Source organism: Gottfriedia endophytica, from assembly GCF_017814275.1.
In the GTDB taxonomy this organism is placed as follows: Bacteria; Bacillota; Bacilli; order Bacillales; family Bacillaceae_G; genus Gottfriedia; species Gottfriedia endophytica.
The window spans coordinates 62,378-80,745 of the sequence record NZ_JAGIYQ010000004.1 but is presented as its reverse complement, the minus strand read 5'-3'; the positions used below and the strand labels follow the sequence as shown (position 1 = coordinate 80,745).

12 protein-coding genes and 2 riboswitches are annotated in these 18,368 nt (G+C 36.6%); of the genes, 7 read left to right on the top strand and 5 right to left on the bottom strand.

Annotated features, from left to right (window positions below):
* Positions 1-69 precede the first annotated feature (69 nt).
* Positions 70-807, bottom strand: a complete 738-nt coding sequence (gene nagB / locus J5Y03_RS07080; protein WP_209404024.1) for a glucosamine-6-phosphate deaminase — start codon at positions 805-807, stop codon at positions 70-72.
* Positions 804-2,003, bottom strand: a complete 1,200-nt coding sequence (gene nagA, locus J5Y03_RS07075; protein ID WP_209404022.1) for an N-acetylglucosamine-6-phosphate deacetylase — start codon at positions 2,001-2,003, stop codon at positions 804-806. Before nagA ends, nagB begins: the two co-directional genes overlap by 4 nt.
* Positions 2,004-2,240: 237 nt before the next feature.
* On the opposite strand from nagA, the gene nagE reads away from it, so the two are divergent.
* A complete protein-coding gene (gene nagE, locus J5Y03_RS07070; protein WP_209404020.1) occupies positions 2,241-4,133 on the top strand; it encodes an N-acetylglucosamine-specific PTS transporter subunit IIBC in 1,893 nt (630 codons plus the stop codon).
* A 74-nt stretch (positions 4,134-4,207) separates the two neighbouring features.
* On the opposite strand, the gene J5Y03_RS07065 is transcribed toward nagE, so the two are convergent.
* Entirely contained in the window at positions 4,208-4,549 is a 342-nt protein-coding gene (locus J5Y03_RS07065; RefSeq protein WP_209404018.1) for a zinc ribbon domain-containing protein YjdM, read from the bottom strand.
* A gap of 254 nt (positions 4,550-4,803) precedes the next feature.
* Here J5Y03_RS07065 and pyk point away from each other — a divergent pair, with 254 nt between their 5' ends.
* Positions 4,804-5,877, top strand: coding sequence for a pyruvate kinase (gene pyk / locus J5Y03_RS07060; protein ID WP_209404016.1), 1,074 nt, complete (start codon positions 4,804-4,806; stop codon positions 5,875-5,877).
* Between the two features lie 132 nt (positions 5,878-6,009).
* Here the strand turns inward: pyk and J5Y03_RS07055 are convergent, their stop codons facing one another.
* Both J5Y03_RS07055 and metX read right to left on the bottom strand, forming a co-directional pair.
* Entirely contained in the window at positions 6,010-7,251 is a 1,242-nt protein-coding gene (locus tag J5Y03_RS07055) for a homoserine dehydrogenase (RefSeq protein WP_209404014.1), read from the bottom strand.
* Positions 7,248-8,333: a homoserine O-acetyltransferase MetX gene (metX, locus tag J5Y03_RS07050; protein WP_245208804.1), complete on the bottom strand. Its 1,086-nt coding sequence runs from the start codon at positions 8,331-8,333 to the stop codon at positions 7,248-7,250. Before metX ends, J5Y03_RS07055 begins: the two co-directional genes overlap by 4 nt.
* A 57-nt stretch (positions 8,334-8,390) precedes the next feature.
* Positions 8,391-8,498: riboswitch (SAM riboswitch) on the bottom strand.
* A 260-nt stretch (positions 8,499-8,758) separates the two neighbouring features.
* Positions 8,759-8,867, top strand: a riboswitch (SAM riboswitch).
* Positions 8,868-8,954: 87 nt separating this feature from the next.
* Here metX and J5Y03_RS07045 point away from each other — a divergent pair.
* The 5 genes from J5Y03_RS07045 (at position 8,955) to J5Y03_RS07025 (ending at position 18,229) form a co-directional block, all read left to right on the top strand.
* On the top strand, positions 8,955-10,067 hold the full coding sequence (locus J5Y03_RS07045; protein WP_209404012.1) for a methionine biosynthesis PLP-dependent protein: 1,113 nt from the start codon (positions 8,955-8,957) through the stop codon (positions 10,065-10,067).
* Positions 10,064-11,239 carry a cystathionine beta-lyase gene (gene metC / locus J5Y03_RS07040; RefSeq protein ID WP_209404010.1) on the top strand — a complete coding sequence of 392 codons (1,176 nt, stop codon included), beginning with the start codon at positions 10,064-10,066 and terminating at the stop codon, positions 11,237-11,239. Before J5Y03_RS07045 ends, metC begins: the two co-directional genes overlap by 4 nt.
* 11 nt (positions 11,240-11,250) lie before the next feature.
* The gene (locus tag J5Y03_RS07035; protein WP_209404008.1) at positions 11,251-13,116 is read left to right on the top strand and encodes a bifunctional homocysteine S-methyltransferase/methylenetetrahydrofolate reductase; all 1,866 of its coding nucleotides are present in this window, start codon (positions 11,251-11,253) and stop codon (positions 13,114-13,116) included.
* Entirely contained in the window at positions 13,094-16,543 is a 3,450-nt protein-coding gene (metH, locus tag J5Y03_RS07030; RefSeq protein ID WP_209404006.1) for a methionine synthase, read from the top strand. The genes J5Y03_RS07035 and metH overlap by 23 nt, the downstream gene beginning before the upstream one ends.
* Positions 16,544-16,699: 156 nt before the next feature.
* A complete protein-coding gene (locus tag J5Y03_RS07025) occupies positions 16,700-18,229 on the top strand; it encodes a cardiolipin synthase (protein WP_209404004.1) in 1,530 nt (509 codons plus the stop codon).
* Positions 18,230-18,368: the final 139 nt, after the last annotated feature.

The window sequence follows — 18,368 nt, the reverse complement described above, 5'->3', positions numbered from 1 at the left end:
TTACGGACACCTTTCTGCTTAAACTCAGCAATTACACTTCTAAAACCCTAAACATAAAGTGTTATCTTATTAGCAATAGAGCTTTGCACCTGAAACTGCTGCTTCATCTGCAATAATTGTAACACATGGATGATTTCTCAACACAGAGGCAGGAAAACTTTCAGTGGCTTCACTACATAAAAGCTGATGTAATGCTTCTTTCTTTGCCTCACCGGATATTAAAAGGATGATTTCTTTACTTTTCATTATACTTGAAATCCCCATCGTTACCGCTTGTGTTGGTACCTCCTCAATTCGATTGAAAAATCTTGCATTTGCCTCAATTGTTGAAGACTTTAGATCAACCAAATGTGTTTTGGAATTAAAAGATGTACCCGGCTCATTGAAGCCAATATGCCCATTATTTCCAATCCCAAGAATTTGCAGGTCAATCCCACCATTTGTTTCAATTAACTCTTCATATCGCCTACACTCTGCTTCAAAATCCTGTACATCTCCATGAGGTATAAATGTTTTTCCTTTTTGAACATCAATATGATTAAATAAATTTTCATTCATATAGTAACGATAGCTGTTTTCGTTCGTACCTGACAAACCGATATATTCATCTAAATTAAAAGTAGTCACCTTTTGATAGGATGTACCATTTAAATGATGATCTTGAATTAAATTTTTATACATTCCAATTGGCGTTCCACCAGTTGCTAAACCTAAATTGATACTTGGATTTTCACTTACCTTACGAATAATATATTCTGCTGCTATATGGCTCATTTGTTTATAGTCTTTCACTTCAACAATTTTCATTCTTCATTCTCCTCCTTATGAAAAGCAAGTTCTCCACGACAAAATGTCATGATAACTTCCATTTCATCATTTAGAATAACGATATCTGCATCCTTGTTAACCGCTATACTTCCTTTACGATCATAAATATCTAGTTGTTTAGCCGGGTTTGCTGAGGCCATCTCAATTGCTTCTTTAAGAGGGCACCCAGTAAACGCCATCATATTCTTAAGCGCATGTCCTAATCTTAGAGTACTGCCTGCAAGCGTACCGTCTTTAAGAACTGCTTTGCCTTCTGCAACTGTTACCTCTTGACCACCCAGATCGTACTTTCCGTTCTTTAAGCATTTTGCTCTCATAGAATCTGTAATCAAAATTAAGCCATCACTTTGTTTCTGGTGATATGCCAGCTTAACCATTTCAGAACAAACATGTATCCCATCTGCAATGATTTCTGCTTTTAACTCATCACGTAAAAAAGCTGCACCAACAACCCCAGGCTCACGGTGATGTAAACCACGCATTTGGTTATATAGATGTGTTACATGGTTTGCACCTGCTTCAATTGATTCACTTACCTGCTCATATGTTGCATTGGTATGTCCAATGGAAGCAATCACTCCATTCTCCTTTAAATAACGAATCATTTCGAGCCCGCCTGGTTGTTCAGGTGCGATCGTCACTAATCGAATATTCCCAATTGCTTTCTCTTGCCATTTCTTAAACAAGTCAAGGTCCGGATCAATAATATGCTCAATCGGCTGCGCGCCTGCCATTTTCTTGTTTACAAACGGTCCTTCTAAATGGATACCAAGTACCTCTGCTTTGCCTTGTGATGATTGCTTTTGAATATATTCTCCAGCATTAACAATTGCTCGTTCTACTTCACTAGCTTCTTGCGTAATTGTTGTAGCCAAGAAACTTGTTGTACCTTCCTTTGGTAAAGCAGTTGCCATAATGCTTAGAGCTTCCTCTGTCGCATCCATCGTATCTGCCCCGTTTACCCCATGTATATGAACATCAATCAAACCAGGAATAGCATGAAAGTGAGATGGCACTTCAAAAACTTCAAATCCTTCCTCACTTTTAAGATTCTCTATCGTTCCAAATTCCGTAATTTTTTGATTTTCTATCTTTATATAACCGCTTTCAATGATTTGATTTTCTGAATAAATTCTCATTCCTCTAATTAAAATTTGATGACTATTCGAAATCATTTTCATAACTTCCTTTCGGTTTCTTAGCTTAATCTTAGCACCTAAATTATCTAGTTGTCTATACCAATACACCCATCCGAAAGTATCTATATTTTTTAATGCCCCTTATAATCCCAGTTAATATTCTATTATTTTATTATTTTTGGTTTAAATTGGTATAGACATCTATATTTACTTAGTGTTATATTAAGCCCAAGGAAAAGCGCTTTCATAATTTACAAAAAGGAGAGAAAAATGATGCTTGGATTTTTACAACGTATTGGTAAAGCACTTATGTTACCGATTGCCGTTTTACCTGCAGCAGGATTGTTACTTCGTTTTGGACAACCTGACTTACTAAACATTCCTTTCATTGCGAATGCAGGAGACGCAATCTTTTCTAACTTAGCTTTAATTTTCGCAATTGGTGTTGCGATTGGCTTCTCAAAAGACAACAATGGTGCAGCTGCTCTTTCCGGTGCCATCGGTTATTTAGTTCTAACTCAAGGTACACAAGCAATTGATAAAAATATTAATATGGGCGTACTGGGAGGAATTCTAGCCGGGATTATTGCCGGATTATTATACAACCGCTATCATAATATAAAGCTCCCTGAATGGCTTGCTTTCTTTAGTGGAAAACGTTTTGTTCCAATTGTTACCTCTGTTGCAATGGTTATTTTGGCAGGAATCGCGGGCTATGTTTGGCCAACTATTCAAGATGGAATCAACGGTGTTGGTAACTGGATTATTGGACTAGGAGCAGTCGGATCAGGGATTTTCGGATTTTTAAACCGTCTACTTATTCCATTAGGTCTTCACCACGTTCTAAACAGTTTATTCTGGTTCCAATTTGGCTCATTTGCTGGAAAAACAGGTGACATTGCTCGCTTCTTTGCAGGTGATCCACACGCTGGAGCATACATGACAGGTTTCTTCCCTATTATGATGCTCGGTCTTCCAGCAGCAGCTTTTGCAATCATCGCAACAGCAAAACCTGAAAAGAAAAAAGAAACTTTTGGTATGTTTATGGGACTAGCCTTAACATCTTTCTTAACAGGGATTACTGAACCGATTGAATTCTCATTTATGTTTATCGCACCTTTCTTGTATTTGATTCATGCGATTCTAACAGGTTTATCAATGCTAATTACCTCATTGCTCGGTATTAGAGACGGATTTACCTTCTCTGCTGGAGCAATTGATTATTTATTAAACTTCAATATCGCACAAAAACCACTTTTATTACTTGTAGTAGGATTATTTTATGGAGTAATTTACTTCGTAGTGTTCTATACAGTTATTAAGGCATTCAATTTAAAAACACCTGGTCGTGAAGACGATGAGGAAACTGTTGAAGATGTAAATGCCAAAGAAGTAGTAGGAGACAATAAATACGAAACAATGGCTTACCATTTTGTACGTGATATTGGTGGCAGAGAAAACATCTCAACAATTGACAACTGTACAACTCGCCTTCGATTAAATGTGAAGGATATGGAAAAAGTAAATGATTCTGCCCTGAAAACGCACGGTGCTAGAGGTGTCATCAAACTAGACAAAACAAACCTACAAATTGTTGTAGGAACTGCAGTAGAATTTGTCGCAGATGCGATGAAGAAGGTTGATATGAACGTCGGAAAACTAAATGGAAATGAAGAAAGTACTGTAACAGAAACAAATACTAATACTCTATTACCACTAACTGAAAAAGACTTTGTCATGCCAATCGAAGGTGAAATCATCCCTCTTGAAGAAGTACCAGATCAAATCTTCTCACAAAAGATGATGGGTGATGGCTTCGGAGTTATTCCATCAGGTGGTTCAGTTGTTTCTCCAGTTGATGGTACTATTACAGGCGTCTTCCCAACAAAGCACGCAATTGGCATTAAATCGGATCAAGGATATGAGATTCTGATTCATATTGGATTAGACACTGTTCATTTAAAAGGAGAAGGTTTTACAGTTCTTGCCCCAGAAGGTGCACGTGTTACAAAAGGACAAGAAATCTTGAAGTTCGATCTTGATTTCATTAAGAACTCGGCTCCTTCAACTGTAACACCTGTGATCTTCACTAATTTATCTAAACTAGATATTAAGAAAAATGGACAAGCATCTCAAGGTCAAAGCGGGATACTATCTATTCAGTAATAAACTAAAAGAAAAACTCCAACCTGAACATTAATCAGTTTAGGTTGGAGTTCTTCTTTAATATAAAAATGTGCTTATATCTTTTTAACAAATTCAGATTTTAATTTCATAGCCCCAAAGCCATCAATTTTACAATCAATATCATGGTCCCCATCTACTAAACGAATATTTTTTACTCTAGTACCCATTTTTAAGACCGATGAACTTCCTCTTACTTTAAGGTCTTTGATTACGGTAATTGTATCACCATCATTTAATATATTTCCGTTTGCATCCTTGATTACTTTAGTTTCTTCGCTTGTTTCTGTTTCCGCTCCTAAAGCCCACTCATGGCCACATTCTGGACATACAAAAAGACTTCCATCTTCATAAGTGTATTCTGAATTACATTTTGGGCAATTTGGTAAATTTGACATTCGTATTTCCTCCATTTGTTCTTGTTAGTTCGACATAGAATAATTTTCAATTTCCTTTTACTATCTAAATCGACAAAAATATATAGCATATTCCTTATATGGATAAATACTAACACGGTCTTTCTATGTTGACAAACTGCCTAAAAAACTCTTTAGATTATTATTTTAATATGTAATATTAGGCTATCGGTCAATTGCTAATAAAAAAAGATTTTTATTGGGCATAATAATCCCATTAAATGGGGGTGGTTACTATGTCCATTGATCGTATTTGTACGATTGGGCCATCAAGTAGTGATAAAAAAGTTCTTACTGACTTGATTCAGCATGGTATGACGATCGCCAGACTGAATTTTTCCCATGGAACCCATGAGAGCCATCGTAGTGTTATTGAATTAATAAAATCAATTCGTAATGAGACTGGGACGAATATCAAAATATTGGGTGACCTCCAAGGGCCAAAAATTCGATTAGGGAAAGTTAATAGCGAAAAAGTCATTCTTGAAGCTGGACAAACCTTTACCATTCTCATTGATGAAGTAGTTGGAGATAACAAACAGGCAAGTGTTGATTATGAAGGCTTAATTAATGATGTGAAGCCGAATAATCGAATCTTGATTAACGATGGTGCGGTCGAATTATTGGTTACTAAAGTGGATCAAAGAAGTATTGTCACTACAGTTAAAACAGGTGGGGAAATATCTTCTCATAAAGGAGTCAATCTTCCAGGTGTTGTAACAAGTTTACCCGCCATTACTGAAAAAGATAAACAGGATATTGAATTCCTTTTACAAGAAGAAATAGATTACATAGCTTGCTCCTTTATCCGGAGGGCAGCAAATATTAAAGAAATAAGAAGTTTTATGGAATCTAAGCAAAGGACTGCATCTCAGTTAGTAGCAAAAATCGAAACGATTGAAGCAGTCCGTAACTTTCAAGAAATTTGTAAAGAAACGGATGCAGTGATGATCGCTAGGGGCGACCTCGGTGTTGAGCTTCCTTTTCAATGGATACCAGTGCTACAAAAAGCAATGATTAACGAGTGTAATCGGATGGATACTTTCGTCATTACCGCTACACAAATGCTTCAATCAATGGTAGAAGCCCCATTACCTACAAGAGCCGAAGTTACAGATGTATTTCAAGCTGTTATGGATGGGACAAATGCTGTCATGTTGTCCGCTGAAAGTGCTGCAGGACATTATCCTGTACAAAGTATTGAAACTTTGAAAATTGTGTCTCAATTTGCTGAACGAGTGAAATTGAAGGCTCCTTTTGACTTTGCCGATATGCTCGAATTGATAAATTCTACGATTAGTAGTAAATAAATTTACCCTTGTGAAAAAATGTTCCTGGTAATCATATCAGGAACATTTTTTCATACAAATATTAATTTTTTTGTATTTGACTGATATCATTATCCAGACCCATAAACTTAAAATTAACCGTTTGATATTTGTTTAGTAAGAATGATTTATATTCTCTTCCTTAATTAATTCTCCATGAAGCACCTTATCTTCCTCGATATTACCTAATACTTCAAAACAACATATTTCATGTGATGTTTTGAGGTTAATGATTCTTTCTACTGTCGTTTCAACCAATACTACTTGAGGATGAATTTCTTTACTAATTCTTATATCATCCGATAAAAGAAGATTGTCTATCTCTCCATGCAAAGCCCAAATATTTTCTTTCGTCTCCTTTTCAAAAAACAAACTATCTTCGGGGCTTGAAGCTAATTGTTTATCTCCGATGTGAATAAGATCCTCAACAATGGCGCTTGCAGTTGGGAACATACCTGCGCCTGGTCCTTGTAAGCTTATATTTCCAACAATATCTGCTTCAATATTAATGGCATTTTGAACCTCTTCAACCTGATACAAAGGATGGGAATTAGTCACTAGAACCGGGCGGACTGTACATTGAATCTCAGTGTTTGATTTTTGCAGAGAAGCGACATGTTTAAATCGTAAACCGAGAGACTCAAATAATTTAATTTGTTGTAATGTTAACGTGCCAATCCCTTGAGTAATAGTTTGTTCCCATTCAGGTTGTTCACCAAAAATAACCTCACTTAAGATAACCGCTTTATAAAATGCATCCACACCCTCTATATCATTGGCTGGATCAGCTTCTGCATATCCATATTCCTGTGCCAATTTAAGAGCATCCTCAAATGATAGGTTTTCTTCTCTCATTTTTGTTAATATAAAATTGGATGTACCGTTTAAGATTCCTTCAACTTTGTCTACTTTATTGGCATTTAATAGTTTCTTCAACGTTTGAATGATCGGAATTCCCCCTGCCACTGTTGCCTCAAAACCTAGGGACACGTTTTTTTCTTTTGCCAGACTTAATAGTTCAGTTCCGTGATGGGCAAACATTTCTTTATTTGCGGTAATGACATGGCACCCTCTATTAATTGCTTGTCGTAAATAAGAAAATCCTGGTTCAACACCCACAATAGCATCAATTACTACATCTAATTTAGGAAGATTGATTATATCAGTATAATTATCAGTGAAAAGGACTTCATTATTAACCCATTGATGTTTTTCTAATTCCTTTACAAGGATTGCTACAATTTTAACCTCTTTTCCTAAAATCGTTTTTAGTCTTTCTTGATGTTTTTCTATCGTTCGATATACACCTTTCCCTACTGTCCCATACCCTAATAAAGCAACATGAATAGCTGTCAATTTTTTATACCCCTTTCTATCACTCTTTTAATAATGGTTCCCCATTTTGAATACTCAGCCAAAAATCCATCATGACCAAAATCTGTTTCAACTTTATGAAATATAACTTTTTTTCGATATTGTTTTAATACACTTGCCATTTCTTTAAGAATAGTTGGAGGATATAGTAAATCTCCCGAGTAACCGATCAACAAAATCTTAGATTGAATAAATTGAAGAGCCTTTTTCCATCCTTCACGAGAGAAACCTATATCATAATTGTTCATGGCATTAAGTAATCTAACGTAACTATTTGCATCAAAACGGCGGGCTAGTTTCTCACCTTGATATTTCAAGTAGGATTCAACCTGAAACTCCTCTTGGTTACTACTTATCACTTTTCGTTCTTTCTTAAACCGTTGATTAAACAGGCTATCAGTACGATATGTAACCATTCCAATCATTCTTGCAATCTCTAAACCTCGAAGGACTTCGCCATTTTCATATTCTCCATTTTGCCAAGAAGGATCGTCTTCAATTGCCCTTCTTGCTATCGTATTGAAGGCAATTCCATAGTCACTAAAAACAGGCGTAACAGCTAATGGAATTAATAAATCTGAGTAGGTGGGGTAAAGAAGTCCCCACTCTAAAACTTGCATTCCTCCTAACGAACCACCAATAATTGCCCTAACTCTACTAATTCCCATCTTTTGAAGAGCCTTAGCTTGCGCATGAACCATATCTCTGACTGTCACAAAGGGAAAACTATTTTTATATAATTCCCCTGTATTCGGGTTAATGCTAAGTGGGCCAGTTGAACCTGAACAACCTCCTAAAACGTTAAAAGTAATCACTTGATAGGTACTTGTATCAATATACTTACCTGCACCAATTAAACCGCTCCACCAACCTTGATGATTGGATCCAACAGTGAACTGATTTCCAGTTAAAGCGTGGCAAACAAGAATAATCTCTCCGTCCCTTTGACCTGCTCGTTCATATGCTAGTTCTACCTTAGGGAGGACTTCGCCTGACTCTAATTCAAGATCCCCGACACAAACAACACCATATTCATTTATCAAATTTTCCGTGACGACCCCCAATATTAAACCCCCTTCCGTACAAAGACAGAAGGGGGTAAATAAATAGCGAGCTCCACCTTCTTATCTTCGGAATCATAATAACTTCCTCTGAAATTAGCACCGGGCATAAAAATGCTGGTTGCCGAGGCTTCGCAGGGTCAGTCCCTCCACCTCTCTTGATAAGAAAAAAATTTGCCTATGAAATTCTTAATGAAAATATTAAATGCAAGAAATACCAAAAGTCAATATTTTTTTTGAAAATTTAGATTTATGTCCAGACAAAAAATTTATCCATTCATATTTGTTACCTAATGGTCATACTCTCTATATAACTTCTTTTTGCACTCTTACTCCATTTTACTTTTTCTGATGATTCCTTTTTTTCAAAAAAGTGATTGACATTAATTTAGATTGTATTGTAAAGTTTAGAAAAATCACATACGGATTTCTTATCAAGAGAGGTCGAGGGTATGGCCCTATGACGCCTCAGCAACCTTCAATGTTTTATTGAAAAGGTGCTAATTCCTACAAGTTTTTTAACTTGGAAGATAAGAAGATGGCTAAATTTGTCTACACTTAAAAGTCCTCTTCTTAAAGAGGGCTTTTTTTATTTTATTTTTTTTTACAAAGGAGATAAATGAAATGGTGAAAATTGATACGCAACTTGCCCAAATTGGCAATAGAAGTGAAGACGTAACAGGCACTGTAAGTCCCCCTTTATATTTGTCTACAGCTTACAGGCATGAAGGAATTGGTCAATCAAGCGGATATGATTATGTAAGAACGGGAAATCCAACGCGGGAAATTCTTGAGAATGCAATTAAAGATCTTGAAGAAGGAGACCAAGGCTATGCTTGTAGTTCTGGTATGGGAGCCATTCTAACAGTACTCTCCCTTTTTCAATCTGGGGATGAGCTAATTGTATCAAGTGATTTATACGGTGGAACGTATCGCCTCTTAGAGCAAGGCTATAAAAAATGGGGATTACAAACTCACTATGTCAACACGAGCGAACCTATTGAAATCATTAATGCCATTAATTCAAATACGAAAGCAATATTGGTCGAAACTCCTACTAATCCATTAATGCAACAAACAGATATTAGAAGAGTAGCTACCATTGCGAAAGAACATGACCTTCTTTTAATCGTGGACAATACCTTTTATACACCATACTTACAAAAACCATTAACCTTAGGAGCTAACATTGTCATTCACAGTGCTACTAAATACTTAGGCGGACATAATGATGTCTTAGCTGGTTTGATTGTCGCAAAAGGTGCAACATTATGTGAAAATCTTGCCTTACACCATAACGGAGCTGGCGCTGTTTTAAGTCCCTTTGATTCTTGGTTGTTAATACGCGGCATGAAGACATTAGCATTACGTATGGATAAGCATGAAAAAAATGCGAAAATCCTTGTTGATTACTTAGAAAATCACGACGCTATTACTGATGTTTTTTATCCAGGAAAAGGCGGAATGTTATCCTTTAGAGTTCAAGATGAATCATGGGTAAATCCATTATTGCAAAATTTATCTCTAATCACCTTCGCAGAAAGTCTTGGTGGTGTAGAAAGTTTAATCACTTATCCTGCAACGCAAACACATGCTGATATTCCTGAGGAAATAAGACTTAAAACAGGAGTTTGTAATCGTCTATTACGCTTTTCTGTCGGAATTGAGAATTCAGAAGATTTATTAAAAGACTTAGAGCAAGCACTAGCAAAAGTTAGACAGGAGGTTACACAATGAGTCATGCTGAGGATTATACATTTGAAACAAAGCTTCTTCATAACTCGCATAAATTTGACTCTACAACTGGGGCAGTTAGTGTTCCCATTCATCATGCATCTACTTTCCATCAACCAAATTTCGATCATTTTGGAAAATATGATTATGGTCGTAGCTTAAATCCAACAAGAGAAGCTTTAGAGGAGACAATCGCAGAATTAGAAGAAGGTTCGAGAGGGTTTGCATTTTCTTCTGGAATGGCTGCTATTTCTACTGCATTCCTCCTTCTTTCAAAGGGTGACCATGTCATCATCTCTGAAGATGTATACGGGGGAACTTATCGTATTGTGACAGAAGTACTCTCAAGATATGGTGTGGAGCATACATTTGTTGATATGACAGACTTGGATTCTGTAGAAGAGGCTATCCTTCCGAACACTAAGCTTTTTTATGTAGAAACACCATCTAATCCTTTACTAAAAGTAACTGACATAAGAGCAGTTAGTAATCTAGCAAAAAAACATAACGCTCTTACTTTTGTCGATAATACCTTTTTAACCCCAGCCTTTCAAAAGCCATTATTGCTTGGTGCTGATATTGTCCTTCATAGTGCGACAAAGTTTTTATCAGGACATAGTGATGTGGTAGCTGGGCTTGCAGTTGTAAAGGATGAACAACTGGCAAATCGTTTAGCATTTTTACAAAATGCGTTCGGAGCAGTATTGGGAGTCCAAGACTCTTGGTTAGTACTTCGAGGATTAAAGACACTTTCTGTTAGATTAAAGCAGTCTACATCTTCCGCACAAAAAATAGCAGAATTTCTTTCCGAGCACCATTCTGTTAAAAATGTATTTTATCCAGGATTGAAAAACCATCCTCAATATGAATTACAACATAGACAGTCTACTTCTGCAGGGGCCGTTCTTTCATTTGAATTAAAGGATGAAAATGCAGTTAGACATTTTATCGAAAACACTCAAATACCAGTATTTGCTGTTAGTTTAGGTGCTGTAGAAACAATTATTTCCCATCCAGCCAAAATGTCTCATGCGGCTATGCCTGAAGAGGAACGTAAAAAACGTGGGATTAGTAATAGTCTATTAAGACTTTCTGTAGGGATCGAAAATACAAATGACCTAATAAAAGATTTTTCATTTGCCCTACAAGTAAGTCCAGAAGTTTCAAGGATTTAAGGAGGTTTACAATGAGTTTTTTAGATCGATTACAAAACGAAATATTGATTGCAGATGGTGCAATGGGAACACTCTTATACTCCTATGGAACTGGTAATTGTATAGAAGAATTAAATCTTTCACGTCCCGAGGACATTATCCATATCCACCAAGCCTATATCCAAGCAGGAGCTGACATTATTCAAACTAATTCATACGCTGCTAACTATATAAAGCTCCAAAGATATGGTTTAGAGGATTCTGTCAAAGAGATAAATAGTGCTGCAGTTCGTCTCGCTAAAAAAGCAGCAAATAAAAACACTTCTATTCTTGGAACGATTGGTGGGAATCGTGGGATTAGACCTAGCACCATTTCGTTGGAAGAGATAAAAAGAAGCTATCGAGAGCAGTTATATTGTTTACTAATGGAAGGCATTGATGGTCTATTATTAGAAACCTTTTATGATTTAGAAGAAATTGAAACCGTCCTTGCAATCGCACGAAAAGAGACAGAATTACCGATTATTGCTCAAGTTTCTCTTCATGAGCCTGGAATTTTACAAGATCAGACATCTCTTAATGTTGCTTTACGAAAACTTGAAGAACTTGGAGCTGACGTAGTTGGAATTAACTGTCGATTAGGTCCTCATCATATGGTTCTATCCCTAGAAGAAGTTCAACTGCCAAAAACGGCTTTTTTATCTGCTTATCCAAATGCTAGTTTACCAGCTTATACAGATGGAAAATTCCATTATGAAGGGGATCCAGAGTATTTTAGAAAAATGGCACAGCAATTTAGACAACAAGGAGTTCGATTATTAGGTGGATGCTGCGGGACTACACCTGAGCATATTCATGCTTTTTCAGCAGAGTTGAAGAATGCAAAACCAATCACGGAAAAAATAGTACCTATTAAAAAATCAACGATTAAGGTTGAACCATTACCTACTAAACGAGATTTACCTGCTCTTCAGGATATCGTAAGGGAACGGCCTTCTGTGATCGTCGAGTTCGATCCTCCAAGAAAATTAGATACAACACGCTTCTTTGAAGGAGCAAAAGCCTTACAGGATACTGGTATTGATGCGATTACTCTTTCTGACAATTCCCTAGCATCTCCGCAGATTTCCAATGCTGCGCTTGGGCAATTGCTTAAAGCTAAAATTGAAGTTCGGCCTCTTGTTCATATTACTTGTCGTGACCGTAATATCATCGGTCTCCAATCACATTTAATGGGACTCCATACAGCTGGTATGCATGATGTTCTTGCCGTTACAGGGGATCCCGCAAGAGTCGGAGATTTTCCAGGTTCATCATCGGTTTATGATGTCTCTTCCTTTGAGCTAATTCAAATGATCAAGCTATTTAATGAAGGTTTGTCCATCTCGGGAAAGCCATTAGGACAAAAAGGAGCATTTTCAATTGGTGCAGCCTTTAATCCAAATGTTCGTTCGATTGATAAAGCTATTCAACGTATGGAAAAGAAAATCCAATATGGAGCCGATTATTTTATTACTCAACCTATCTATTCAGAAGAAAAATTAATAGAGATCTATGAAGCGACTAGACACATTGATGCTCCCATTTATGTAGGAATTATGCCATTAACTAGTAGTAAGAATGCAGAATTTCTACACAATGAGGTTCCAGGTATTAAAATTCCAGAAACAATTCGTAATCGAATGGAATCTTTAAAAAATGATCCTATTCAGTCGAACCTTGAAGGTATTGTCATCTCTAAAGCGCTTATTGATGCCGCTTCCGAACTGTTTAATGGGATCTATCTTATTACCCCTTTTATGAAATATGAAATGACAGTCGAATTAGCAAAATATGCTCGTATTCGTAGCTCTCAATCACTAAGGAGGAACCAGCATGTCAACAGCATCCGTAACTGAACAAATAAAAAAGAAGATCCTTATTATGGACGGGGCTATGGGAACTATGCTTCAAGATGCAAATTTAAGTGCCGATGATTTTGGTGGAGAACAGTTTGATGGTTGTAATGAGTACTTAAACCTAACAGCTCCCTCTGTCATTGAATCGATCCATCTTGCTTATCTCTATGCCGGTGCAGATATTATTGAAACGAATACATTCGGTGGAACAAGTCTGGTTTTAGATGAGTATGATCTTGGTCCAAAAGCGTATGAGATTAATAAACAAGCAGCATTGATTGCTAAGAGAGCGGTTAATCAACTATCAACGGCCTCTTGGCCAAGATTTGTTGCAGGCTCCATGGGACCAACTACGAAGACATTGAGTGTTACAGGGGGCACTACTTTTGAAGTATTATCAGATTCGTATGAGGAACAGGCATTAGGGTTAATTGATGGAGAAGTAGATTTACTTCTTCTTGAAACAAGTCAAGATTTATTAAATGTGAAAGCAGGTTTTACTGGAATTCAGCGTGCGTTTCAAAAAAGTGGGAAAGTACTTCCCATAATGATTTCTGCAACCATCGAACCAATGGGAACAACTTTAGCTGGTCAATCGATCGAAGCCTTTTATATATCTATTCAGCATATGAATCCGATCGCTATTGGCTTAAACTGTGCCACTGGACCTGAATTTATGCAGGATCATATCCGATCGCTATCAAATCTATCTACAATAGCTGTTAGCTGTTATCCAAATGCTGGTCTACCCGATGAAGAGGGGCATTACCACGAAACACCAGAATCCCTTGCAGAAAAACTATCTGGTTTTGCTTCGAAAGGCTGGTTAAATATTGTAGGTGGCTGTTGCGGGACAAAGCCTGAACATATTCAGGCAATTTCCGATAAAATGAAAGACTATTTCCCTCGTAAAATACAAGAAACGAGCCATCACATGGTATCTGGTATTGAACCATTTATTTACGACGATCCTACCCTCCGCCCGATCATGGTCGGAGAAAGAACAAATGTAATCGGTTCACGTAAATTTAAACGATTGATAAGAGATTTTAAATTTGAGGAGGCTTCAGAGATTGCAAGAGCCCAAGTCAAAAGTGGAGCACACGTAATTGATATTTGCTTAGCTGACCCTGATACCGATGAGCTACATGATATGGAAAATTTCATAAAAGAGGTAGTGAAAAAAGTAAAAGTGCCGCTTGTGATTGATTCAACTGATGAAAAAGTTATTGAAAAAGCTCTAACTTATTCGCAAGGAAAAGCCATTATAAATTCTATTAACCTAGAAGATGGAGAAGAACGTTTTGGGCAAGTAGCAAAACTTATTCACCAGTTTGGAGCTGCTATTGTCGTTGGAACAATCGATGAATCCGGAATGGGTGTTTCAGCTGATAAAAAACTTGAAATAGCTAAACGTTCTTATGATTTACTTGTGAACAAATATAAGATTTCACCAAAAGATATTATATTTGACCCACTAGTTTTTCCTGTCGGGACAGGTGACGAACAATATATCGGCTCAGCAAAAGCAACTGTTGATGGGATTCGCGCGATAAAAGAACATTTACCTGAAACCCAAACTATTCTTGGAATCAGTAACGTTTCATTTGGTCTTCCTCCGGTTGGACGGGAAATATTAAACTCTGTTTTTCTCTATCATTGCACACAGGCAGGACTCGACTATGCAATTGTGAATACAGAAAAGCTTGAGAGATTTGCGTCTATTCCAAAAGAAGAAGTAGTTTTAGCCGAAAAGCTACTCTTCGAAACAACTGATGAGACATTGGCATCCTTTACGGATTTCTACAGGGATAAAAAAAAGGAATCAAAAAACGTAAAGAAAGATATGCCACTTGAAGAAAGGCTTGCATTCTATGTTGTTGAAGGAACAAAGGAAGGACTTATTCCTGATCTCAAAATCGCTCTTTCAACCTATCCAAACCCTCTTAGTATTATTAACGGACCTTTGATGGATGGAATGAAAGAAGTGGGTAGATTATTTAATGATAACCAATTAATTGTAGCGGAAGTTCTTCAAAGCGCTGAAGTTATGAAAGCATCTGTTTCTTTTTTAGAGCCACATATGGAAGCCAACGATACCTCTTCTACGAAAGGAAAAATCATCTTAGCAACAGTTAAAGGGGATGTTCACGATATTGGAAAAAATTTAGTCGATATCATCTTAAGTAATAATGGCTATCAAGTAATTGATTTAGGAATTAAGGTAACCCCGGCTAATTTGATTGAAGTCATAAAAAAGGAACAACCTGATATCGTCGGTTTGTCAGGTCTACTCGTAAAATCAGCACAACAAATGGTCATAACAGCCAATGACATGAAGCAAGCAGGTATTCAAGTTCCCATTCTTGTGGGTGGAGCCGCTCTTTCAAGGAAATTTACTGAAACAAAAATAGGCAAGGAATATGATGGGCTTGTCTTATATGCAAAAGATGCCATGAACGGTTTAGCGCTAGCTAATCAACTACAAGACCCAATTGAAAAAGAAAAATTAATTGAAAGCAAAAAAGAAATAACGATACAAACATCTCAAGCATTACCAACAAATCATTCGGTTGCTACCGCAGTCAAAATGAAATCAAACGTCAAAACAGATGTTCCTGTATATAAGCCGATTGATTTAAAACGCCATTTAGTAAAATCATTCTCGCTCTCTCATATTGAACCTTATATTAACCAACAAATGTTAATAGGGCACCATCTTGGCGTTAAAGGAAAACTTGAAAAATTACTAGAAACTCGTGATGAAAAGGCAACTAAAGTATATGATATGGTTCAAAATCTTTTGCTTGAAGCGAAAATCAATCGTTGGATTACTCCTGCAGCAGTTTATCAATTTTTCCCAGCGCAATCAGATGGTGATAAAGTCTTGATTTATCATCCTGAGAAACAAAATCAGATTATTGAAACATTTGAGTTTCCTAGACAGGAATTTGGTTCCTATTTATGCTTAGCAGATTTCCTTAAACCTGTTTCAAGTGGCCAAATGGATTTTGTTGGCTTTTTTGCAGTAACAGCAGGCAGAGGAATTCGTGATGTAGCTGGTAAATTGAAAAGTGATGGAAGATTATTAGAAAGCCATGCTCTGCAAGCTTTGGCATTAGAAACTGCGGAAGGTTTCGCAGAATTACTTCACCGACAAATGCGAGATCGCTGGGGCTTTCCAGATCCAATTGAGATGACTATGAAAGACCGATTCACCGCTAAATACCAAGGCCAGCGTTTTTCATTTGGATACCCGGCATGCCCTGAACTAGAAGATCAAAAAAAATTATTTAAACTTCTAAACCCGGAAGATATTGGCATTCATCTAACAGACGGTTGTATGATGGAACCGGAAGCTTCTGTTACTGCTATGGTATTTGCCCATCCTGAAGCAAGATATTTCAATGTACATCGAAGTGAATAAGATATTTGGTGTAAATTGCCTTTATGAAAAAATGTTCCTGGAAACCATGCCAGGAACATTTTCATTTGAATATTACTAAATTATAATATAACTATTAAAGTACAACTTCCTCTTATGAGACTTATATTTAAGAAAGAATAGGTAAAATGTATACATATGAAAAATCGCGTTGTTCAATTACTATTTGTATTTGCTCTTGCAGCAATTGTGCTCATACTCTTAAATAAATCCATCATTTCCTTAAATACTTTTATCAGTGTACTATGGCCGATCACAATTATAGGGATTTCCTTCGTTATTTTTATTGAGAATCGTTCCCCACAAAGTACATTGGCTTGGCTTTTAATATTAGCACTTCTACCTGTTATCGGTGTACTTCTGTACTTACTTTTCGGAAGAAGTCGCTGGAGAAGAAAGAAACATTTACATCGTTCAGAAGAACGAAGAAAGATATTCCGTGAGATTTTAGCAGGGAGAAGTTTTAATTTAGAAATCTCCTCCCCTTTAAATGAACGATCTACCTATTTGACAGAAGTTATACAAAAATTTGGCGGTGGTCCTGTTGCTAATGAAACAACAACAAAACTCTTAACAAATGGTGATGAAACATTTACTGAAATCTTACAAGCGATTGAAAATGCTACGCATCATATTCATATTCAATACTACATTTATCGATCAGATGAAATCGGTACAAAAATTCGAGATGCCTTAATAAGGAAAGCAAAATCTGGCGTTATCGTACGATTTCTTTACGATGGACTAGGAAGTAATACATTACGGAGGCGTTTCTTGCAACCAATGAAAGATGCAGGGATTGAAGTAATCGAATTTGATTCTATTCTTTCGCCTTGGCTATTAGAAACCGTAAATTATCGAAACCACCGTAAGATTGTTATTGTAGATGGGACAATTGGTTTTACAGGTGGACTCAATGTCGGGGATGAATATCTTGGTCGTTCGAAGAAGTTTCCTATTTGGCGTGATAGTCATTTAAAAATAGAAGGAAAAGCATTATACAAACTACAAGCCATTTTCTTAGAAGATTTGCTCTATGCCACTAGTAGTTTAAATACTTATTCTTGGGAACAATTTATGAATAGAACATACTTTCCAAATCAAGGAATTCTTCAAGCAGAAGGTGCAGTACAAATTGTTGCAAGTGGACCTAGCTCGGATGATACAAGTATTCGGAATGCTCTATTGAAAGTTATGGGCTCTGCAAAAAAGTCAATTTGGATTGCTAGTCCATACTTCATTCCTGATCAAGAAACATTAACATTACTACGTTTGAGTGCACTTTCCGGAGTAGATGTCCGTATTTTATACCCTGGAAAAGGAGATAGCATCATTAGTGATCAAGCATCCCAATCATACTTTACTCCACTTCTAAAAGCGGGAGTCTCCATTTATCGCTATAAAGATAGTTTTATGCATGCCAAGATTGTACTTGTTGATGATGAAGTTGCAACAATTGGTACAGCAAATATGGATATTCGTAGTTTTGAGCTTAATTATGAACTCATTGCGGTCCTATATGAATCTAAAACGGTTCTAGATATAAAAAGTGATTTTGAACAAGATTTTCAAGACTCCATAGAGATCAAATGGGACTCATTTCAAAAGCGAAGTATTCAAAAACGCATGCTCGAATCTCTTATGCGTCTCATTTCTCCTCTACTGTAAATTTCTAAAAAGTAATCAATTCAAATTTGATTACTTTTTTCTTTTATAAGAATGTATTTCTTCCTCGCCATTTCTTTGCATACCATATTAAACACTTTATCTAACATAAAAAATAAGGACTAAAATCTCTTTTTTGTCC